Annotated in this window: 17 protein-coding genes, 2 tRNA genes and 1 other RNA gene; 11 read left to right on the top strand and 9 right to left on the bottom strand. The window is 50.5% G+C overall.

What is annotated here, in order from left to right; all coding sequences use genetic code 11:
- Window positions 1–4 precede the first annotated feature (4 nt).
- Entirely contained in the window at window positions 5–208 is a 204-nt protein-coding gene (locus JMW05_RS02555) for a hypothetical protein (RefSeq protein WP_201503844.1), read from the top strand.
- A 47-nt stretch (window positions 209–255) separates the two neighbouring features.
- Here the strand turns inward: JMW05_RS02555 and JMW05_RS02560 are convergent, their stop codons facing one another.
- Both JMW05_RS02560 and JMW05_RS02565 read right to left on the bottom strand, forming a co-directional pair.
- On the bottom strand, window positions 256–660 hold the full coding sequence (locus JMW05_RS02560; RefSeq protein ID WP_201503845.1) for a hypothetical protein: 405 nt from the start codon (window positions 658–660) through the stop codon (window positions 256–258).
- Window positions 661–956: 296 nt separating this feature from the next.
- Window positions 957–2,165 carry a phosphoglycerate kinase gene (locus JMW05_RS02565; protein WP_201503846.1) on the bottom strand — a complete coding sequence of 403 codons (1,209 nt, stop codon included), beginning with the start codon at window positions 2,163–2,165 and terminating at the stop codon, window positions 957–959.
- A gap of 251 nt (window positions 2,166–2,416) precedes the next feature.
- Between JMW05_RS02565 and JMW05_RS02570 the strand changes: the two genes are divergently transcribed.
- Complete coding sequence (locus tag JMW05_RS02570; RefSeq protein WP_201503847.1) at window positions 2,417–2,746, top strand: TraR/DksA family transcriptional regulator; 330 nt, start codon at window positions 2,417–2,419, stop codon at window positions 2,744–2,746.
- 70 nt (window positions 2,747–2,816) lie between these two features.
- On the opposite strand, the gene JMW05_RS02575 is transcribed toward JMW05_RS02570, so the two are convergent.
- Both JMW05_RS02575 and JMW05_RS02580 read right to left on the bottom strand, forming a co-directional pair.
- The gene (locus tag JMW05_RS02575; protein WP_201503848.1) at window positions 2,817–3,482 is read right to left on the bottom strand and encodes a thiamine phosphate synthase; all 666 of its coding nucleotides are present in this window, start codon (window positions 3,480–3,482) and stop codon (window positions 2,817–2,819) included.
- Window positions 3,483–3,574: 92 nt separating this feature from the next.
- A complete protein-coding gene (locus tag JMW05_RS02580; protein WP_201503849.1) occupies window positions 3,575–4,627 on the bottom strand; it encodes a serine hydrolase in 1,053 nt (350 codons plus the stop codon).
- A gap of 422 nt (window positions 4,628–5,049) precedes the next feature.
- Here JMW05_RS02580 and JMW05_RS02585 point away from each other — a divergent pair, with 422 nt between their 5' ends.
- From JMW05_RS02585 to JMW05_RS02595, 3 genes are all read left to right on the top strand, one after another.
- Window positions 5,050–5,685: a response regulator gene (locus JMW05_RS02585; RefSeq protein ID WP_201503850.1), complete on the top strand. Its 636-nt coding sequence runs from the start codon at window positions 5,050–5,052 to the stop codon at window positions 5,683–5,685.
- Window positions 5,686–5,729: 44 nt separating this feature from the next.
- Window positions 5,730–7,481, top strand: a complete 1,752-nt coding sequence (locus JMW05_RS02590; protein WP_201505493.1) for a sensor histidine kinase — start codon at window positions 5,730–5,732, stop codon at window positions 7,479–7,481.
- Between the two features lie 143 nt (window positions 7,482–7,624).
- Window positions 7,625–9,244, top strand: a complete 1,620-nt coding sequence (locus JMW05_RS02595) for a sigma-54-dependent transcriptional regulator (protein WP_201503851.1) — start codon at window positions 7,625–7,627, stop codon at window positions 9,242–9,244.
- 26 nt (window positions 9,245–9,270) lie between these two features.
- Here the strand turns inward: JMW05_RS02595 and JMW05_RS02600 are convergent, their stop codons facing one another.
- Window positions 9,271–10,710, bottom strand: a complete 1,440-nt coding sequence (locus JMW05_RS02600) for a S41 family peptidase (protein WP_201503852.1) — start codon at window positions 10,708–10,710, stop codon at window positions 9,271–9,273.
- A gap of 291 nt (window positions 10,711–11,001) precedes the next feature.
- On the bottom strand, window positions 11,002–12,621 hold the full coding sequence (gpmI, locus tag JMW05_RS02605) for a 2,3-bisphosphoglycerate-independent phosphoglycerate mutase (RefSeq protein WP_201503853.1): 1,620 nt from the start codon (window positions 12,619–12,621) through the stop codon (window positions 11,002–11,004).
- Window positions 12,622–12,789: 168 nt separating this feature from the next.
- On the opposite strand from gpmI, the gene ssrS reads away from it, so the two are divergent.
- A non-coding RNA gene (gene ssrS, locus JMW05_RS02610) (6S RNA) lies at window positions 12,790–12,984 on the top strand.
- Window positions 12,985–13,095: 111 nt separating this feature from the next.
- On the opposite strand, the gene JMW05_RS11985 is transcribed toward ssrS, so the two are convergent.
- Window positions 13,096–13,761, bottom strand: a complete 666-nt coding sequence (locus JMW05_RS11985) for a tetratricopeptide repeat protein (RefSeq protein WP_227691413.1) — start codon at window positions 13,759–13,761, stop codon at window positions 13,096–13,098.
- 20 nt (window positions 13,762–13,781) lie between these two features.
- On the opposite strand from JMW05_RS11985, the gene JMW05_RS11990 reads away from it, so the two are divergent.
- Window positions 13,782–13,955 carry a hypothetical protein gene (locus JMW05_RS11990; protein ID WP_227691414.1) on the top strand — a complete coding sequence of 58 codons (174 nt, stop codon included), beginning with the start codon at window positions 13,782–13,784 and terminating at the stop codon, window positions 13,953–13,955.
- Window positions 13,956–14,574: 619 nt separating this feature from the next.
- Here the strand turns inward: JMW05_RS11990 and JMW05_RS02620 are convergent.
- Window positions 14,575–16,104 (bottom strand): cardiolipin synthase, encoded by a 1,530-nt coding sequence (locus JMW05_RS02620; RefSeq protein WP_201503854.1) that lies wholly within the window; start codon window positions 16,102–16,104, stop codon window positions 14,575–14,577.
- A 469-nt stretch (window positions 16,105–16,573) separates the two neighbouring features.
- On the opposite strand from JMW05_RS02620, the gene JMW05_RS02625 reads away from it, so the two are divergent.
- Both JMW05_RS02625 and JMW05_RS02630 read left to right on the top strand, forming a co-directional pair.
- Window positions 16,574–16,649, top strand: a tRNA-Val gene (locus tag JMW05_RS02625).
- Window positions 16,650–16,685: 36 nt separating this feature from the next.
- Window positions 16,686–16,762 (top strand) — tRNA-Asp (locus tag JMW05_RS02630).
- A gap of 190 nt (window positions 16,763–16,952) precedes the next feature.
- On the opposite strand, the gene JMW05_RS02635 is transcribed toward JMW05_RS02630, so the two are convergent.
- Window positions 16,953–17,864, bottom strand: a complete 912-nt coding sequence (locus JMW05_RS02635) for a DMT family transporter (RefSeq protein ID WP_201503855.1) — start codon at window positions 17,862–17,864, stop codon at window positions 16,953–16,955.
- A 420-nt stretch (window positions 17,865–18,284) separates the two neighbouring features.
- Here JMW05_RS02635 and ppc point away from each other — a divergent pair, with 420 nt between their 5' ends.
- Both ppc and JMW05_RS02645 read left to right on the top strand, forming a co-directional pair.
- On the top strand, window positions 18,285–21,062 hold the full coding sequence (ppc, locus tag JMW05_RS02640) for a phosphoenolpyruvate carboxylase (RefSeq protein WP_201503856.1): 2,778 nt from the start codon (window positions 18,285–18,287) through the stop codon (window positions 21,060–21,062).
- 141 nt (window positions 21,063–21,203) lie between these two features.
- Window positions 21,204–22,502 (top strand): serpin family protein, encoded by a 1,299-nt coding sequence (locus tag JMW05_RS02645; protein WP_201503857.1) that lies wholly within the window; start codon window positions 21,204–21,206, stop codon window positions 22,500–22,502.
- Window positions 22,503–22,540: the final 38 nt, after the last annotated feature.

Genomic DNA, 22,540 nt, shown 5'->3' on the forward strand with positions numbered 1-22,540 from the left:
AGTCATGATGACAGCAGATAACCGCACGCATCACCATCAGGCGCAGATTATAACAAAAATCATCGCGCTCTCGCAGCTTTACGCCATTATTTATGCCAATCTGTATGCAAAATCCTCAGACACAAAAAAAGCCTTAGCAATAACTAAGGCTTTCGTCACAATGAGGACTAATAAGAAGCAAATGCGCTATACATTGACCATCAAATAAACAGCAATGTACTTATATGGCATGTCGCTAAGCGTTTATAAAAACGATTAGTAGTTTTGCTCTTCAGAAACTTTGTCTTTCGCTTCAGCGTCAGCAGCGACATCGTTCGCGCCTTCAGCAACGTTGTTTGCGCCATCAGCAACGGCTTCAGCAGTGTTTTCTACTGCATTGTTAGCGCCTTCTGCGATTGCGTCACCAGCGTTTTCAGCAGCACCCGCAGCAACTGCGCCTGCAGTCTCTGCACTGTCAGCAACTTCTGCGCCAGCGTTTTGAGCTGCAGCTTCTGCATCAGCAGCAGCAGCTTGGGTGTTTGCAGCAGCGTCATCAGCTGCAGATTCTGCAGCTGCTTCAGTGTTGCCTGCATCCGCTTGCTCTTCAGTTTGTTGGCTACAAGCCGTAACTGCAAAAGTACCAGCAAGTACGCTAGCAAGTAACAAATGACGTTTTAACATAGTCAACCTCGTGTAAATAATGCATGCCCTCTGCATGCTGGCGCTATTTTATAGCCAGTAAATCAGACATGCAATAATAATTTTTAGTATAAAATTTCATACCTGCGTAAAAATCATTGCTATTGTCAGTATGGCTATTCATCTTATTAGTATGGCTTCATAATGTTGATACTATGACGCATACTGATATGGGCTAAATAGCGCTGCGCTCCTATAAATGGCGCAAAGCGACTGACAACGTGCTTATAGCCTATCGCAGTTAATTGTCACTTGCTGTACGTATCGTGTTACCGAGTTTATACTTGTAGTGCAGCAACGGCGGGTAATACCTTGCCTTCGACAAACTCTAAGAACGCGCCGCCACCCGTTGACATGTAGCTGACGTCATCGGCGACATTGTACTTGTCAATCGCCGCGAGCGTATCACCGCCACCTGCGATGGAAAAGCCTGCGCTTTCTTTGACCGCTTGTGCCAAAATCTCAGTACCTGCACCAAAGGCATCCACCTCAAACACACCGACAGGACCGTTCCAAAGAATGGTTTTGGCGTGGCAGATGGCATCGGCCAATACCGCGGCGCTCTTTGGTGCGATATCCAAAATCATATCATTGTCACCGATGGCATCGACCGCTTTGATGGTCGCCGTCGCGTCTTGCAAGGAGTGCGTAAAGTCTGAAAAATCAATCTCACTCTTATCCGCGACCACCACATATTCAGGCAATAAGATGTCGGTTTTGGTCATAATCTCGCGCGCGCTGTCAATCAAGTCAGGCTCATACAAAGACGCGCCCACGCTGTGCCCTTTGGCCGCCAAGAAAGTATTGGCAATGCCGCCGCCGACGATGATTTGCTTGCACACTTCAGCCAGACTGTGCAGCACTTCAAGCTTGGTTGACACTTTTGAGCCGCCCACGATGGCGAGCATGGGCTGGGCTGGCGTTTCAAGCGCACGGCTTAGCGCGTCCAGCTCGGCGGCAAGCAGCAAGCCTGCACAAGCGCTCTTGCCTTCTTCACGCATGATGCGGGTCACGCCTTCTGTCGAGGCTTGCGCGCGATGCGCCGTACCAAAGGCATCCATCACGAACACATCGCATAGGTCAGCGTATTTTTTGGCAAGGGTCGCGTCGTTTTTCTTCTCGCCTGCATTAAAGCGCACGTTTTCGAGCAATACCAGCTCGCCTGCGGCAATCTGTACGCCTTCGGTCAGATAGTCGCGGCTTAAGGTAACTGGGCTCTTTAGCTCTGTCGCCAGTGCGTCATTCAGATAATCAGCGACAGGGGCGAGCGAATACTTTTCTTCAAACTCGCCTTCGGTGGGGCGACCCAAATGCGAGCAGACAATGACCGCCGCGCCTTTTTCGAGCGCCAAGCGAATGGTGGGCAAACTTGCCTGCAAGCGTGCAGCACTGGTCACCTGCCCGTTTTTGATAGGCACATTCAAATCTTCACGAATCAGTACCACTTTGTTGTTTAGCGAAAGCTCACTCATACGCAAAAAATTCATGACTCACTCCTATTATAGACATCGATAGAATAAAAAATTGGCGGCACAGGCGATAGTGATGCCCGATACACAGTCGCGCGTGAGTGTAGCACAGCCATAGATTTTGCGGTAAAAATATCGCCATTTACCGCCCAGACGGTGTCACTTGCGCGTTGTAACATTTCGTGGTGGCAACCGCTGCCCTATACTTTTACTATAGACAGTCACAACAACGATTGATAAAAAATTGCTTAATATTAAAGGATAAGACAATGACCGATAACAATAATGATGCCCGCCAGCGCCTATTGGCACTCAAAGAAGAATACCGCACGCGTATCGACGCCATCGAAGACCATATTCAAAACCCGCAAGACGACTTAAACGAACATTGGGAAGACCAAGCCATCTCCTATCGCCAAAACGACATGCGTAAAAACCTGCAAGCAGAAGCGCAGCAAAATCTGGTGTATGTGGACAATGCCTTGAGCCGTATCGAAAATGGCACCTATGGCGAATGCGAAGTGTGCGGTGAAGCCATTGAGCCGCAGCGCCTAGAAGCCGTCCCTTATGCAACCCTGTGCATGCAGCACGCTGAATAAACGCCTATCCATATATTTAATAATAAGCGCCTATCCATGAGGCGCTTTTTTTGTGCTGGGCACTATGCTACTACGACTTGGCACCCAGCTTTGCTAAAGCGCTTTGCCATTCTGCGCAGCGCGCAGCAATCTTGTCAGCGGGCAAATCCATGACATCGCCGACCACCGCCACATAACGTATCGGCAGACCTGTAAGCGACGATACGTTATGCGGGGTCAAGCCACCAATCACACAAATCGGCATGCCTGTTGCGCAGCCATCCGCGAGCGCTTCTCTACTGATGGTCGCCGCATTCGGCTTGGTCGTTGAGGCAAAAATCGCACCCATCGCCGCATAATCTGCGCCCGCCGCTTGCGCGTCTTTTACCAAGTCCGCGTCGCCATGACAGGTGCGACCAATGATTTGCCCTTTTGCCAGCTGGGCTTTTGCCTCACGGACACTGCCGTCTTGCTGTCCAAGATGCACACCGACGCCCAGCTGTTTTGCCAAGTCCATATCATCGTTCATGACCACAGGGACATTATACTGCTTAGCAAGGGCAACCATTGCTTTGGCTTCAGCGTACAGCTGTGCTTGCCCATCAGCCTGCGCCAAGACTTGTTTGCGGCGTATTTGTAACAGACCGACCACCTGCGTAGCAAAGGCGGCTTTAAGCTTTTGCAGCAACACATCAAGCGGGTCATCGTTGGTCAATAGATACAGCATTGGGGCTGCTGGTGGATGCGGCTGGGTCATAGCAAGATTCTTTTATGGTTAATGGCAATAAAGCGCGGCAATAAAAAAGACCGTTATGGCAATAACAGTCTTTTTTTAAAGCTTACACTGACTTATACCGTACGGCGCGTCGCCAAACTGGTTAGGATATTTTTGGCATCGCCCCAGCGGGTGGCTGAGCTGTTCGCACCTAGGATAACAATGATGGCAGGGCGGTTGTTGACGCGGGTTTCCATCACCACGCAGCGACCTGCTTCGTTAATAAAGCCTGTTTTTGACAAGCCAATTGGGTAATCGCCTGAGCGTACTAGGCTGCTGGTGTTGTTGGCTTTGTACACGCGGTTGCCGCTTGAGTAGTTTGACACATAAAAGTCATAGCTTTTGGTGGTCGAAAAACGGCGAATCACGTCATAGTTGCCCGCAGCGCGTACCATTTTGACAAGGTCATTTGGTGAGGCGACATTGCGCTTATCTAAGCCTGTTGGGTCACCAAAGAAAGCGCTGGTCATGCCAAGCGATTGCGCTTTGCGGTTCATATCACGGATAAAGGCATTGTAACCGCCTGGATAATTGCGCGATAGGCTCTTAGCGGCTGGGTTTTCTGATTTCATAAGTGCCATCAGCAAAAGCTCAGCACGGTTCATGCGGTCGCCTGATTTGAGATTTGAGCTGGCACGTTTTGGACCTACAAAGTCTTCGGGGTCAAGCGTAATCTCTTCACGCATATCAAGGTTGGCGTCTAGGACGACCATCGCGGTCATCAGCTTACTGATACTGGCGATAGGACGCGCCACATCAGCACTTTTTTCGTAAAGCGCTTCGCCTGTTTCGGCATCAATCACCGCTACGCTACGCGAATCGGCACTGATAGGAATCATATTGCTGCTGCCAAAACTGCCACGGTAAGTGGTTTTGTATGTATTGGCGCTGTTGGTATTGGTGATGTTGGTGGTGCCATAACCAGAATCTACTGAGCGAATGCTTGAGCTGCCACTGCTGCTGTACATAATGTTACGTGCTTCTGACAGACCGTTCGCGCCGCCCCAACCGATACGTGCGCTGCTGTCTGCGCCATTAATAGTAAGTCCCGCCTGTGCAAGGCTGCCTAGGCTCAAGGACATCATAGCAGCAAACAGTTGCTGCTTCGTTAATGGTAGATATTTCATGCTTCCCCCGCTCATATTTCCGCGGCAACAAGGTACATATTGTCGCGATGAGGTGATTACGTTGCGATTTTAAGTGCTTTGTAGGTAGTCGTACAAGGTTTTTGTACTTTTAGTGTATCATGGTTTGTATTTAAGTTTAGTGTACGAAGCGGTTATCATAGAGTTTTTTCATCCTTGTTCAAACTTTATTACATTCCCTTATGTTTTGGACAATCTTGCTTAACACTATAGCAATATATAATATTCAAACACCTTTTGCAGCATATTGACGCAAAATAAGCGGCTTTTTTTCAATGATTTATCCAAATATGGTCATAAAAGCGTGTATCAATAAGTCCCCATCTTCCCCGTAACTGCGTTACACTAATGATATGGTCGGTGGCGGATGCTGCTGTCATTGAACAGTGATGAAGAGTGAGATTATGATTCGAGTGTTGGTGGTTGATGACCACGATTTGGTACGTATGGGTATCAGCCGAATGCTGGCAGACAGTGATGATATCGAGGTGGTCGGTGAGGCAGACAGTGGCGATATGGCCATCAAACTTGCCAAGCAGTTGAGCCCCGATGTGGTACTGCTGGATGTCAATATGCCCAATATTGGCGGGCTTGAGGCGACCAAGCGCTTGGTGCAATTGGATATGGGTATTAAAATTTTAGCGGTCAGCAGTATGGCAAGCCAGCCCTACCCATCGATGCTGCTAAAGGCAGGGGCAAACGGCTATATCACTAAGGGCACGCCACTTGATGAGATGATACGTGCGATTAAAAAGCTGTATCAAGGCGGGCGTTATTTTAGTCAAGATGTCGCCGAACAGCTCGCTGAGGTACTGCTCTCAGACAATGCAGGCTCGCCTTTTGATCTGTTAAGCGACCGCGAAAAACAGGTGGCGATGATGGTGGTCAACTGCCAAAGTCCGCAGCAAATCGCAGACCAACTGTTTGTCAGTGTAAAAACCATCAATACCTATCGCTACCGTATTTATGAAAAAGTGGGCGTCGATAGCGATGTAAAACTCACGCATATGGCCATTCGTCACGGACTCATTCAGCCATAATCACAATGCCTTATGAGCACTCACCCCAATAGGATGACGCTTTGATGAAATCGGCCACCTCCCCCATCAACGATGCCATCTTAGGCTACTTACAGCGCGCCGACACCCTGCCTCGACCCCAGCTCAGAAAGCTGGGACTGATTTATAGCAGCTATCGCGTGGCGGTCAGCCTGTTTTTTGTGATGATGGGCTACGTCTCTGTCAAAGCGGACAGTAACTTTTTGCTGGTCACGCTATTGCAGCAGGCTGCATTGCTGTTTTATGTATTGCTCAGTGTCATTTTATTTGCGCTGTTTTTGGTGGTCACCAAGCGGCCATGGCACCAGTTGGCATTTGGGCTTGGGCTGGATGTGATTATTCTAAGCCTACTGCTGTATACCAATGGCGCGCCCGATTTGCAGCTGACCATGCTGTATATGGTGGTGGTGGCGGCAAGTTTTATGCTGCTGCACGGCACGCAAGCGCTGATTATCACGCTGCTCGCCATTATTTTGGTCATTTATCAGCAGTTTTTTTATGCGATTGCCAACAGTATGAGCCTGACCAATTTGGGCGATGCGCTACTCATGTCGGCAAGTTTTTTGGCGGTCGGGTTTTTAAGCTGGTCGGTCTCTCAGCGCTTGGTACACGTCGAGCGTATGGCGCTACAGCACGCAGAAGAGGTGGAGCGCCTAAATACAATCAACCAAGAAGTCATCAGCCAGATGCTAAACGGGGTGATGGTGCTAGAGTGTGGCCGCGTGGTGATGGCCAATACCGCCGCCTATCAGCTCTTGGGCATCAGCGACCATCACGAAGATATGCCACAGGATGCGCCCACAAATGAGCGCCGCTGGTATCAAAAAAAAGTCATTACAGACAATCTTGACCCCTTAGCGGCGTTTCAAGCGCAATTGCAAGAGCAGCACGACACGTTATATCAAGGGTTTTCAGCGGTGCCGTACGGGCAGTCGCGCGCCTTTGTGTACGAGCCTCCTTATAGCATTCAAGAGACGGCTGCCAGCAAGATACGGGTGCAAGTCATCCCGCTCAAAGACCGCAGCCAGCTGATACTGCTTGAGGACTTGCGCCGCGAGCAGGCCCAAGCGCAGCAGCTCAAGCTTGCCGCCCTTGGGCAGCTGACCGCCAGTATCGCGCATGAGATTCGTAACCCACTCGCCGCCATTTCACAAGCCAGCCAGCTATTGATGGAAGATGTGACTGAGCTTGAGGAGACCGAGACGCCTATGGGCATGGCGATGGCGGCTAACTTTGAGCTGTATGAGATGATTTTTGGTCAAACCAAGCGCGTCAACCGCATCATCGAGGATGTGTTAAAGCTCTCCAAACAGCAGCCGCCCAAGCAGCAGCGTATTGATTTGTCCTTGTGGCTGCCTGAATTTTTAAAAAATTATTTTACAGGGCATGATGTGTTTTTGCGCTGCAAACTGTGCCCCAGCATACAGTTTGATACCCATCAGCTTGAGCAAGTATTGATTAATTTGATTAACAATGGGCTGCGCTACAGCAGCTATGCCCACCCTCATGCGTGTGTGGAAATCGAAACCTATTGCCAGCAGAACGATGTTATAATCGACATCCTAGATGACGGCGCGGGCATACGCCCTCAAGACGTTGAGCAGCTTTTTCATCCTTTTTTTACCACCGATAAAGCAGGCACAGGACTGGGACTGTATTTGTCGCAAGCCTTTTGTGAAGCCAATCACGCGCGCCTGCTGTACGTGACAGAGCATGAAAAAACCTGCTTTCGCCTGTTGATACCGACGGCAGGCTATCAAGTAGACATTCACACCTAGCACATACTGCCTATCACAGCGCAGTTGCAGCCGCCGCTACGTCTGCTATGCTAAAGGTGACAACAACAATAAACGACAAACCGCAATACACATGACATCTGCACGCAGGCGGGTGTCATCGTGATGGGCACTATGGGGTGATTATGACAGCAACAGCATTGGTGGTTGATGATGAGGTGGATTTGTGCCGTTTGATGCAAATCACACTGACCAAAATGGGCATCAAAAGTGATGTCGCCTATACCCTAACCCAAGCGCGCGAGTATTTAGAAGACAAAAGCTATGACTTTTGCTTGACCGATTTAAAGCTGCCTGATGGCTCGGGACTGGAGCTGGTGCAACAAATCAGCGGCAGCCGTACCCCTGTTGCGGTGATTACCGCGCATGGAAGCATGGACTTGGCGATTGAGGCGCTTAAGCTTGGCGCTTTTGATTTTGTCAATAAACCCCTTGAGCTGCCTCGCTTGCGACAATTGGTCGAAAATGCGCTGAAGGTGGCGGCGCAAGCAACCGCTGAAACTGCCCCCAATACCCGCACCCCCGAACAGGTGCTGCTCGATGAGCGCTTAATCGGACAGTCTGCGGTTATGGTGCAGCTAAAAACAACCATCTTAAAGCTGGCGCGCTCGCAAGCGCCCGTGTTTTTATCTGGAGCATCCGGCACGGGTAAAGAGGTGGTGGCGCGTTTGATACACGATTTAAGCCCTCGCCGCGAGCACAGTTTTGTGCCTGTCAACTGCGGCGCGATTCCCTCCGAGCTCATGGAGTCGGAGTTTTTTGGGCATAAAAAAGGCAGCTTTACTGGTGCGGTGACGGACAAGCAAGGACTGTTTCAGCAGGCGAACGGTGGCACGCTGTTTTTGGATGAGGTGGCGGATTTGCCGCTTGCCATGCAAGTCAAGCTCCTGCGCGCCATTCAAGAAAAAAGCGTACGCGCTATCGGGGACACCAAAGAAGTCGCGGTCGATATTCGCATCTTGTCGGCCACGCACAAAGACTTAGCGCAGCTGGTACAGGTGGGCGCGTTTCGACAAGATTTGTATTATCGCATCAACGTTATTGAGCTGTCTTTGCCCGCCCTACATGCAAGGCAAGAGGACATTCCCGCCCTTGCGCAACATTTTTTGGCGCTGATTGCCAAAGAATGGCAATTAGAGAGTCTCTTTACCCTCACGCCCGCCGCCTACCAACGTTTGCGCCAGCATGAGTTTGCAGGCAATGTGCGTGAGCTGCGCAATATCTTGGAGCGCGCCATCACACTGGCAGAAGATTCAGAGATTGACGTTTCGCATTTGGGTCTGTCAACGCCTGTAGCGCCTGAACGCAATAATACAGCGGATATGACAGAAGCCACCGAAGCGACCGAGACTGCCCGCAGCGTACCATTTGAAGAGCCTGTCCTTGCAGTCACAGGCAAACATGCGGTGTCCGCTGCCGTAAATTTGCACCCCTATCGTACCAACAGCCAGCCATACCCGTCAGCCATCTCGTCTTTGGCCCACCCGCCTTTGCACGCGCCTGCGAGCGAGGCGTCATATAACGATGATGATGCAGCGTCTGAATCCGCATCGTCCACTACTGAGCTGCCACAAAAAGGGTTGGAAGCCTATCTGCAAGAACAAGAAAAGCGCTTGATTATCACAGCGCTAAAACAAACCGACTGGAACAAAACACAAGCGGCAGAGCTCTTGGGCACGACCTTTCGCTCATTACGCTATCGTATGAAAAAGCTCAATATCGATGACGGTCGCTACGATGATTGATAGCGACCGCGCTTGTTTGACCGCCGCTATTTTTTACTTGCCGCTTTATTTTTAGAGACAAAGCGAATCCCTGGCGTATAGGCTTTGTCTTGCAGTACAGCCAAAGCCTTGTCCTCCCACGTACGCTCATCATCAATTAAAGCAATGTCTGGCGTCACGCCCACCTCATCAATGCTCTTGCCTTTGGCAGTCAGATAATGCGCGACGGTTAGCTTGACCGCATGCTCATCATCAAGGGGAATCACCGACTGTACCGACCCTTTACCATAGCTGACCTCACCAACGATGGTCGCGCGCTTTTGCGTTTGTAGGCTGCTGGCCAAGACTTCTGCTGCCGAGGCTGAATATCGGTTTTGTAATACCACGACGGGCAGGCGTTTTAGGAGCGCACTGCCTTTGGTGCTGAGTGTCTGTAGCGGCTCTTTGCGGCTTTTGACTTTGACCACGTCTGTATTTTCCATAAAGAGGCTGGCGACTTGTACCGCCGCATCCAGCACGCCGCCTGGATTGTCACGCACGTCAATGACCACGCCAGATATGGGCGCATCAAGCTGAGTAAGTCCCTGCAATATCTTTTCGCGGCTGTTGTTTTGAAAGGCAGGCAGCTTTATCACTGCCATACCGTCTACCAGCTTGGTTTCGATGGTTTGCGGGTGGCTGTTGTTGCGCTGTAGCGTGCTGGTGTGCTTGCGCCGTCCTGCGCGCGAGGTGACCACGTCCACTTGCGTCCCTGCAATGCCTGTGAGCATCTGCGCCACGTCGTTGTCTTGTTGCTCGGTATCGAGTCTTAGCTCATCAATCTGATGCAGGTAGTCGCCTGTCTTGATGCCTTGCTTGGCGGCAGAAGAATTGCTGAGCACTTTGGTAATCACCCAGTAGCCCGCGTTTTCATCATAAGCGGCGCTGATGCCCACATCGCCGACATCGCCTTGGGTAAAGGCGCGTAGGTTTTCATAAGCCTCGGCATCCAAAAATTCTGCATGCGCATCAAGTTTGCTGAGCATACCGCTCATGGCATTGTTAAACAGCACTTCATCATTGACAGGGTCAACATACTCGCGGCGTACCAAATCGATGACGGAAACAAAGGTCTTTAAGGTTTCAGGAGAAATCGCGTTTAAAGACACGTGCGCCACAGGGTTGTTGCTCGCCTCTTCTATGGGCAAATCCTCGATATCAAAGGTGTCCTCTGACAAGTCATCGTCCACCGCGCTCATATCGCGCTCGCCATCAATCCAGTCGTCCTCGTTGATGCCCTCGCCATCATCAAAACCATTGCCTGCAGGCACCGCATCCCCTTGCAGGCTGATAAGCTCAATGCCTTTGGTCGCGTCTGGCGCGGCAAACGCGGTCACGGGCAGCAGCAGTGCACCGACCAAGCCCACGCTACAGGCTTGCGTTAAGCGGCTGGGCACAAGGACACGCCCGACAGACGCATGTAACAACTTATAAATGGCTTTATGCATATCTGAACTCAAAAAATAAGTAAATAAAAAAAAGCATAACATCAACCCGCCACACCAATCTAGAGCTGTATTGCAAGCGATGTGTGAATATACGCTAACAGATAAAGCGCACGCGTAGCCACCCGCATCGGCGCACAAAAAAGGGAAAGACAAAGATGCCTCTCCCTTTTTTAGCTGGCAGATTGTTCGCCAATAATCTTTCGCTAACCATTTCTTAGCCAACCATTTATTAAATAGCCGCGACTGCCAATAGTGGCGCAGTCATGACGCGTTTTGCCAGCAAAAATGGCATTACGCGCTTTGAAGCAAGCTCTCGCCCGTCATCTCTTCAGGAATCGGTAGCCCCATCAATGACAAAATAGTGGGCGCAACGTCGCTAAGCTTGCCGCCTTCACGCACATTGACCGCACGCTCGCCGACATAAATCAAAGGCACAAGCTCGGTGGTATGCTGGGTGTGTACCTGCCCGCTGTCGTGGTCGTGCATCTGCTCGCAGTTGCCGTGGTCAGCGGTAATCAGCATCTCGCCGCCCGCCGCACGCACCGCCTCTTCAATACGCGCCACGCAGACATCTAGCGCTTCGACTGCCTTAACCGCCGCATCAAAGACACCGGTATGCCCAACCATATCGCCGTTGGCATAGTTGACCACCAACACATCATATTTGCCCGACTCAATCGCCGCTACCAGCTTATCAGTGACTTCAGGCGCGCTCATCTCAGGCTGCAAGTCATAGGTCGCCACATCAGGAGACGACACCAGTATACGCGACTCGCCGTCGTATTCTGCTTCGCGGCCACCACTAAAGAAAAAGGTCACATGCGCGTATTTTTCGGTTTCGGCAATACGCAGCTGGGTTTTGCCTTGGTTTTGCAGATATTCACCCAACGTGTTGGTCAGTGAGGTGGGTAAATAAGCAATACTGGTGTGCGCGTTTTGCGCCAGCTCGTCTGAGTATTTGGTCATCATGACAAAGGCGGCAAGCTTTGGCTGCTTATGACGGGCAAAGCCTGAAAACTCGTGGTCAGGCAGGACAAAGGCTTGCGACAACTCACGCGCGCGGTCGGCACGAAAATTCATAAAAATCAGCGCGTCATTGTCATTGATAGTAATGGGCGTCTCACCGTGCTCAATGACCGTGGTTGGGGCAACGAACTCGTCCGTCTCACGCGCCTTGTATGCTGCTTGTACCGCGCCATCTGCACGCGTCGCTACACGGGCGCTTTTACCTTCGGTCATCAGCTCATACGCTTGCTGTACGCGGTCCCAGCGGTTGTCACGATCCATCGCATAATAGCGACCGATGATGCTGGCAATCTGCGTGTGCCCATCGTAGTGCGCGTTTAATTGGTTAAGATGCTCGCGCAAACGGTTGATGTACTTGTCTGCTGATTTTGGCGGGGTGTCGCGACCATCCAAAAAGCAATGCACAAAGACATTTTTGGCGCCATGCACCAGCGCCATGTGGCACATGCTTTCAATATGGTCTTGATGCGCATGCACGCCGCCATCTGAGAGCAGACCCATGATGTGTACGTCACCGCCTTTGTCATTGGCGGCATTGATGGCATTGACCAGTGCTTCATTTTTATAAAACTCACGGCTGGCGATTTGGCTTGAAATCAAGGTTGAGTCTTGATACAACACGCGACCTGCGCCAAGGTTCATGTGCCCGACCTCTGAGTTACCAAACTGCCCATCAGGCAAGCCCACATCTTCACCCGAACCTGAGATTAAACCATGCGGATACTGCGCATAGATACGGTCCATATTGGGCGTATCAGCCGCGGCAATCGCGTTGTCTTCAGTGTCTTCACGATGCCCAAAACCGTCCAATATCATAAGGACGTGTGGGGTCTTTTTCGTTGTGTTCGTAGCTTGCGCTGCTTGGGTGGTGTCTGTACTCGTCATAGATTACCGCTCCTTGAGTAAATAAGCGTCTATAGTGCCATAGTGAGGTGTTGTCAGCCTGCTATCTTAACACACATCTGAAAATTGCCGAAAACAACCCGCTCACAGCACCAAAAATGGGCTCTACAAATCTGACTTGCAATCTGACAAACCATTGGTTAAGATGGGTCTATTCTGAAGTGTTGGCTAGTAGATGTTTATTCCCTGAGCCGATAATCTTTTAAATGGATGCGCTACCTATTGTGTCAATGTGTATGCCTGCACCCTTGCGGTGTATCAGGAAACCTACCGATACAATGACGCATCCGCCCTGAACTTCACGGTTCATGGGTCACCATCTTACGGCGGCACTTCGGTTGTTATATTCCGCGACATACAGGCACAGATACCCGATTGGTTGATGCCTGTTAGCGATTTAAGCCCCCACTGTCTTTGACAATGGGGGCTTTTTTACGGTTATTTTTTATGAATAATTTACAAAAGAACAATCAGCAGTATTGCCACCACAGCGACAATGCCCAATAACATCTGATAGCGCTGGATGCTCGATTGCTCTTGTTTGCTACTCATCATCAGCGCTTCTGCTTGCTGCCACTCGGCAATCAAGGCACTTGCCTCAGGATGTCCATTGCTGGCGGCTTTCTCTAGCCAATATTTGCCTTGCAAGGCATTCATCGGCACGCCAATGCCTTGGTAATACAGATGACTGAGCAAGCGCTCGGCGCGGACATCGCCTTTTTCTGCCGCTTGTTTGACTAAGCTGACGCCCACTTCCTTATCATCATTTATTCCCTCGCCCAATAGCGTATACATGGCAAGACGCAGCTGTGCGCCTGTATGTCCTGCGTTGGCGGCTTGCTGCAATGTCAATAAAGCCTGCTTGCGCGCGCTGATGTGCTTGTCCGAAAAATGCACCTCAGCACGCGGTTTGTTTTGCTTGGCGATATGCTGCTCAAACTGGTCAAGGACTTTGCTGGCGTTTTGGTAGTCTTCTATCCCTGCGGTTTGTGCCACGTCGATACTTACAAGCTCATCTAACAGCTGCATAAAAGGCTGCGGGGTGGGCTTGATAGGCTGTGGTTTTGGTGGCGTTTCAACAACAGTCGCAACAGACTCAGGTTCAGGCTGAGGCGCTGGCATGGGCGGTTCTGGTAACACTTTTGGAGCTGGAGCTGGAGCTGGAGCTGGAGCTGGAGCTGGAGCTGGAGCTGGAGCTGGAGCTGGAGCTGGAGCTGGAGCTGGAGCTGGAGCTGGAGCTGGAGCTGGAGCTGGAGCTGGAGCTGGAGCTGGAGACAGGCTATCGCCTGCCGTATGGGCTTGCAAATAGCCACTGACCGCTTGATACAGCCCGCCTGCCACCGTGCCGCCTGCCGCAGCGACAAATGGTCGGTCAATCGAGCCAAACAAGCGCTGACCTATCGGCTCTAATAAAAACAATACCTGAGCCGACGGCGACTCATCATGCACCAGCGCCATCTGCTGATAAAAATCTGTCGGCGTCAATGTGAGCGTGGGCGCATACTGCTGCAAAGCAGCCTGACCATACCAGTGCCACGGCTGTCGGCTGGTCATCGCCAATACCCGCCCCGCATAAAATGCCAAGAACAACACCAAATGACGACTCGGCGCATGTTGCAACCGCATTACCTCATTACTGTCAGTCGCGCGCAACCAGTCACGGCGCACTTGCGAAAGCAAGCGATCCAAGCGCTGCAAACTGGCAAGCGACAAGTCCAGCTGACACGCACGCACCTCGTCTTCATAGGCCATGCCCCCAGCAATCGGACGTGCGGCAATCACATCTTGCCAGTAGTCTGCCGCCACTTCATCCAACGGCGTCTTGGTCTGTACTGCATGGTTCATAACTGCCCATCACCTCGTATTTGTGGCCCGTTTGACTGCCAGTAGTCTTTGATTTAATAAAAGCTTGTCAGCGTGTTATCCAATTAATCATTACAGCAGCGGGCTAAACAAGCGAATCACATCATCCAATAAGCGCTCAGTTCGTGGACGATAGCGCCACGTCTCAAGGCGCAAATACTCACAACTTTGTAAATAAGATGCCTGACACGCGGCAATCTGCGCCACCATATCTGGCGTATAAATGGCCAAACTGACTTCCATATTCAAATAAAAGCTGCGCATATCAATATTAACCGTGCCAAACAGCGCGTAATCATCATCCACCACCACTGTCTTGGTGTGCAGCAGCCCACCTTTAAAGCGTGCAATGTGAACGCCCGCCTCCAGCAGCTCTTGATAATAGGCTTGGGACGCGTGCTGTACCAAGAACGAATCCACCTTTTCTGGGATAATCAGCGTCACCGTGACTCCGCGCTTTGCCGCCGTACACAGCGCGCCTGACAACGCCTCATCAGGCACAAAATATGGCGTGGTGATGCGGATGCGGTGATTGGCACGGTGGATAATCGTCACCAGCGTGTTGTATATCACATGCGCAGTCACTTGCGGGGCAGAGGGAATCAGCTGCGCCACCACATCAGGTACGGCAGGCATCTGCGGCATACAGCGCGGATGCCGTGCGGCGTCATCGACCGTCTGTGCCGTCTCGACCAGCTGTACGCGGCTACTGATATCATTGATGGTCGGGCGCGACACATAAAGCTTACGCGTGTAGCTGTTCATGCGGTGATTCAGCGCGCTTAGGTTTTCATTGCTCTCCGCGCCGATGTCGGTCACCACCACTTTCGCCATCGCTGTTGCGATACTGACAGGCGCATCGCTCACGCTACGTATCATCACATCAATCCACTGACCGACGTTTTTTTCTTGTTTAAAAAACTTGGGATCAACCAAGTTAAAGCTGCCTGTATAGCCGATAGACTCATCAATCACCACCATCTTACGATGATTGCGCAAATCTGAACGCTTAAATAAAGTCTTAAACAGACCCACGGGCAGGGATTGGTGCACAAATACCCCTGCTTGCTCTAATGCCTGATGATGCACACTGCTTAAAAAGCTAAAACTGCCCACACTATCGACCAAGATATGGCACTCGACCCCGCGCTTTGCCGCCGCCGTCAGTGCAGCAAACACATCGAGCACCCGACCTTTGGGATAAATGATATAAAACTCCATCAAAATCCGACTGTGCGCCGCATTGATGTCCTTAATCAACCATTCAAACACCGCCTCTGTTGACGCGAGCAAGCGCATCTCTTGATTGCCAAGCACGCCAAACCCTGTCCAGCGTGTGCCGATACGGCTGACCCCGCGATATTCTGCGTCCAGCAGCTCCTCACCTTGGTCAAACACCAAGCGCTCGCGCGTCGCCATATCATTCATCAATAGCCGCGCCTGCGTCATACGCTGACGATAGCGCCGTCCGATGGTCGGCTCACCCACCAACATATAAGCAATCAGCCCCACCAGCGGCAAGGTATACAGTACCGCAATCCATGCGATAGCGACACCAATATTGCGCTGGATGCTGACGATACGCAGCGTCAGTACCACCATCACCAAGATATGGAGCAGCAGACCCAGACCCGCAAAGTCGCCCCACGTCCATGACGCCAGATACTGCTCATTCTCTAAAGCCGCTATAACCCTCTCCTAGCCCAATACTGCCCCAAACCTCCTTAGTATAGAGGCTTTTACCGCGCAGACAACAGCGATAACCTGTAACGCTGAGTGACCGCTTGCACCCTTGGTATCCATACCTATTTATTTATAAAAATATTATCTACAAAAACAATACCTTATAAAATATTTTAAAAAAAAGGCAAAATAACTGCAAAAAGTGTTTGACAGGGGTATGTAAATCTATATAATACACACCCACAGCAAGGGGCTAAACAAAACAAGCCCAGCTGGTTAAGTTAACATCGAGTGTGACAGCTGATGATAACGAAGCAATACAGAATTTTCGAATAAGAAAATTCTCTTGCGAACCTAAAATTGCAGTGCAATTTTTCAACGGTTCTCAGGGTGATTAGCTCAGTTGGTAGAGCGTCTGCCTTACACGCAGAATGTCGGCGGTTCGAATCCGTCATCACCCACCACTTATTAGCTTGTGGTAAAAAAGCTAGACGACCTAAGCAGCGGTAGTTCAGTTGGTTAGAATACCGGCCTGTCACGCCGGGGGTCGCGGGTTCGAGTCCCGTCCGCTGCGCCATATTTTAAAACGAATTTAAACTTTACGTTTATACAAGTTTCGCCCCAAGCATTAGATTGTTTGGGGTTTTTTTGTGCTTGTTGATTTGAACAGCTTCTATCTCTAATGACTTATTGTTAGGTATTGCCTATCGCAAATCTATTAGGTCATACCGCATGTAAACATCTGCAAGTACGACCGTATCTGTCGTCTACGACTTTGCCCCCACGGCATTGACCAAGGTCGCAAACACAATCAGCACCACGCCAAAGGTTTGTAACGGTTTTAAAGATTGATTAAGCAGCACGACTGCCAGCGTGATGGCGGTGAGTGGTTCAATGATGGTAAATACAGAGGCTTTGGTAGCGGAGAGTTTGTTTAGCGCACTGGTATACAAAAAAAACGGCGCAATCGTTCCGACCACACTCAAGCCGAGCGCCAGCGCCCATGCCGACATCGGCAGCTGAATTAACGCTCCGTAAGTCTGGTACGTTTGCGGGAGGAACAATAATACTGCCGCACTAAAGGTGACGGAGCTAAACAGTACCAGATTCGGCGGGTGCTGGTAGGAGAGCGCTTTTTTGCCCAAAATGCCGAATAACGAATAGCACACCCCAGAGAGTAGCCCGACCAGCATACCAAGGTTAACACTGATTTTGTCGCCGAGCATCAGGCACGCCACGCCCATAACCGCAACTATTGCCAATAATGCCGACTTAATAGACACCGCCTCGCCCAAAATAACTCTGGCAAAAATCAGACTAAAAATAGGCGCGGTGTATAAGAGCGCGACCGCCATACTGACGCCAACATGCGCGACGGCAAAAAAATAACACAGCGTCATACCAAGCACGCCGACGAGCGACTGCAGTATCAGATTCATCCATTCGGGGAGCTGCATGGTTTTGAGGGTTGACCAAACCTGCGGCAGCAAGGTCAATAGCAACACGCCTGCCGTCAGTATGCGCAGTATCGTGATTTGAAAGCTGCTAAAACCCATAGCGCCAAGCTGTGTTGAGAATATGCCAAGCGTGCCCCAACACACGCCCGCCATAATCACCTGTAGCGAGCCTATCAGTGCACCATGATTGACACTTGGTCTCGCCCCTATCGCTCTATTCATCCCGCCTTCCTTGATTTTTTATAACTTGATTTTTGTTCAATGAATATGCCTGAGTATACACGGCAAAATCTCGCTGCCCTATAGTCAATGCTGACTATACTGGGCACTCATACGATATTTAAACAATGACACATTGTATCTGAGGATTGCTTGCCTTCACTGCTCAATTTTTGCCGTATTTTTGAGCAATTTATCAGTAATTCTGCAAAAAATCCCTAATAACAGCATTGATTTTGTGCGATGGCTTGTATCGTCATACAGCTGTGGTATAAAAGAGCATACGGCGAGTGCAAACTCTTGCCGCTAAAATGTGTCATAACGTGTTAAAAATAAAGGGCGTAAATCACAACACAGGCGATAGGCTAAAAGTTTAAGCTTTACGCCGTGTTTTTTTATCCATCAATGTTAGGGAAGTTAGGGATGACTTTAGATAATGATGTATTGCGTAGACGTACCAGTGTGTTGGGCTCGTTATTGGGGGATGCCATCTCGCGCCAGTCTGGCAACGAGACGCTGGCGATTATTGAAAAACTGCGTAAAGGCTTTGTACAACAGCGCCGCACGCCCGATGAAGCGCACAAACAGCAGCTGCTTGATTTTATCGCCTCACTTGACAATCAGACGTTAAAAAACGTTATTCGCGGCTTTTCTATTTATTTTTTCTTAGCCAATCTGAGCGAAGAAAACTACCTGCGTGAAGTGCGCCGCGCCCAACGCACCCAGTTGGAGCAAAGTTGGGAAGGCTCGTTTCGCCGCACGCTACTTGAATGCCGCGAGCGCAATATCGAGCCTGCGCAAATGCAAGAATTGCTCGAGCATCTCAAATACATGCCTGTCTTTACCGCGCATCCCACCGAAGCACGTCGGCGTACCACCATGAATGTGCTGCAAGGGCTGTTTGCGCATAGCGATGCGCTGAACAACTATGAAGAAGGCAGCTACGCCTACGAAGAAGCCAAAGCGCAGACCGCACAGGCGATTGATTTGTTATGGCTGTCAGATGAGGTGCGGACCCGCAAACCCTTGGTGTATGACGAGATTAATAACGGGCTGCATTATTTTAATGCCAGCTTATTTAGCGCCATTCCCAAAGTCTATCGCAATTTAAAAAATGCCATCGTTGATATTTATCCTGAGCTGACAGACAACCCAGTACCTGCCTTTTTGCGCTTTGGTTCGTGGATTGGCGGCGATAGAGATGGCAATCCCTTTGTGACCCATGAGACCACTGAGCTTGCGGTATTAAAGCATGCCGATACGGTGCTGCGTCACTATCAAGTCTTAATCCGCCAGCTGCGCCGCCAGCTGATTCATAGCGATACCATCGTCACGGTATCACAAGCGGTTTATGCCAAAATCGACAGCTATGACGACTTAGCGCAGCGGGTGTTTGAATACAATCTTGATGACTACAGCAATGAGCCGTACCGCCGCTTGCTGTCGCTTATCTTTGCCAAGATCAATGCCACCAACCGCTTGATTCAAAGTAAAGGCGCGGACACGGATGCCAAACGCGATGCCTACAGCGATCCTGAAGCGCTGCTCGATGACTTGCGCTTGATTCGCCAGAGCGTCAGTACGCACGACAAGGCACACGCGGACGGTCTGCTGCTCGATACCATTCGCTTGATTAAAACCTGCGGCTTTCATTTGGCGGCGCTCGATATTCGCCAAGAGTCGTCTTATCATGGCGAGGTCATTGCCGATATTTTTGCCAGCGCCTCGAACCTGCCCGACTACCACAGTTTGAGCGAAGAGGAACGGCAAACATGGCTGACGCGCCTGCTGTCGCATCAAGGCACGCCGCTGATGTATACCGACAATCTTAGCGATAAGACCCGCGAGCAGCTGTCCTTAATGAACTCAATTGCTAAGCTGCGTAAACTTGTGGGTAAAGACACCTTTGGCAGCTATGTCATCTCGATGACCAACAATGCCAGCCAGCTGCTCGAAGTCTTGCTGCTTATGCGCTTTGCGGGTTTATGCACCATTGATGATGACGGCGTACTGTCAGCGGATTTGCCCGTTGCGCCTTTGTTTGAGACCATTGAAGATTTAAAAAATATCGACACCATCTTGCCTGCCGTACTTGATAATCCGCTATACCGCGGGCTACTGCAACACGGGGATAATACGCAAGAGATTATGCTCGGCTATTCGGACTCGTCCAAAGATGGCGGCATCATCACCTCGGCATGGCAGCTGTACAGCGCGCAGCAAACCATCAACGGCATTGCCGAAAAATACGGCATCAAAACCCGCCTGTTCCACGGTCGCGGCGGCTCAGTCAGTCGTGGCGGCGGCTCGACGCATAAGGCGATTGCCGCGCAGCCAGCAGGCACACTACACGGTCAGATTAAAATCACCGAGCAAGGCGAAGTGCTGTACGCCAAATATGCCAATACCGACACCGCTGTGTTTGAGCTGACGATGGGCATCACAGGTGCGCTCAAAGCCTGCTCTAGCCGCTTTGTCATGCAGCCTGAGGCGCTGCCCAATTACGAAGCCTTATTTGCGCGCCTTGCCGAAGCGGGCGAACAGCGCTACCGCCAACTGACCGACCATACCGATGGCTTTTATCAGTTTTATTCGCAAGTCACGCCAGTGCAAGAAATATCCTTGCTCAATATCGGCTCACGCCCCGCGCACCGCAAAAAAGGCGTGCCCAGCAAAACCACCTTACGCGCCATTCCGTGGGTGTTTGGCTGGTCACTCGCGCGCTTTACCTTGCCCGCGTGGTATGGCGTTGGCAGCGCGCTGCATAGCGTCGCTGAGGATGGCGAACTGATGAAAGAGATGAATGACAACTGGCCGTTCTTTAGTGTGTTTATCAGCAATATTGAAATGGCATTTACCAAATCGGAGATGAACATTGCCAAGGCCTATAGTCAGCTGTGCGATGATGACACGCTGCGTGATGCGATTATGAATGAGGTGCTAGAGGAGCACGCGCTGACTGAGTCGGGGCTGAACACCTTGCTTGACCAAGATACCTTGTTATCCAGTCAGCAAAGCCTCGCCAGCTCATTGCAATGGCGCGATGCGCACCTTGACCCGATTAATTACATTCAAATCGAGCTGCTCAAACGCGCCCGCCAGCAAGACGCCGACAGCCTTAACGATGGCGAGCTGAATGTGGAAGACCCCTTGATTCGTAGCATCAATGCGCTCGCCGCAGGTCTACGCAACACAGGCTAAAGGTATAATGAGGCGAATGAACGGTATCTGTCGAGCGATATGTTGCTGGACAGATACCGTTTTTAGCATACCGTTACGGTAGTAAACCAAACCTTTGTATATACTTAAGTCATATTTTTATGACTTAGCGTGTGTATGATTATGAAAACTTCTGACTCAATCCAGCAAAAACCAAGCCTATTTACCCCAAAAAAACTGAGCCTTGCCGTACTGGTCATCAGCGGTATTGTTGGGCTGAGTGCCTGTACCACCATGCCGACGACGGGTCAACCGAACGACGACCGTGACAGCGCCGAAGAGCGCATTGCCACCCCTGAGGGCATCGCGCAAGTGGTCAATGCCAACAACCAATTCGCTATCGATATGTATAAAGAAATCAATAGCAGCAATACGACAGACAATGTGTTTTTCTCGCCTTATAGCTTATCGACCGCCGTTGCCATGCTCTATGCAGGCGCGCAAGGCGACACGCAAGCGCAAATCCAAAACACCTTTCACTACCCTGCGCCACTGATATTAAATGCCAACAGTGCCGCGCTATACAACCGCTTTAACCAAGCGAACGCCGCCTACGACATTACCACCGCCAATGATTTGTGGCTCGATAATACACTCAAACCCAAGCAGCGCTATATCGACACCATCACCCGCTACTATGGCGGTAAAGTCACCAATTTAGACTTTGCCAACCGTCCTGAACCTGCGCGCCAAACCATCAACAGCACCATTGCTCAGCACACTCAGCAGATGATTCCTGAACTGCTACCCTCGGGCAGCATCAAGCGCGATACCGCCTCAGTATTGACCAATGCCATTTATTTTAAGGGCGATTGGGACGAAGCATTTGACATGAGCAGAACCGCTGACAACTTTTATAATCTTGATGGCACGGCGACACAAACCAAAATGATGATAAAAGACAAGCAATTTGACTATATGGAAAATGCGCAAATACAGATGGTCTCATTGCCTTATAAAGGCGATGACTTGTCGATGCTCGTTGTCGTGCCCAAATCAAAGAACGCCAGCGCCATACGCCAGCTAAACGCCAATCTCAGTATGGACAAAATCAACAGCTGGACAGCACAGTTAAAGTCTCGATACGCACGCGTGACCATGCCGAAGTTTAAACTGAGCGAAGACTATCAAATGAAACCGCTACTCAGCAAAATGGGCATGCCGATTGCCTTTAGTAGTCGTGCGGACTTTAGCGGCTTTAGTGACACCGTGCCATTGACGGTGGACGCTATCGTGCATAAGGCGGTGGTCGAAGTGGATGAAAAAGGCACCAAAGCTGCCGCAGGTACAGGCGTGACGATAAGACCTGTTTCTACTGAGTTCGCAAGCGTACCCGTCAAAGCCGATCACCCCTTTATGTTTATGATTAAAGACAACAAAACCAATGCTATCTTGTTCTTAGGACAAGTGAATGAGATTTGATTGAGACTGTTTTTTTTAAGCAGTATTTCAAGTAAAAA

Origin of the sequence: Psychrobacter aestuarii (assembly GCF_904846035.1) — a bacterium.
GTDB classification, from domain to species: Bacteria; Pseudomonadota; Gammaproteobacteria; order Pseudomonadales; family Moraxellaceae; genus Psychrobacter; species Psychrobacter aestuarii.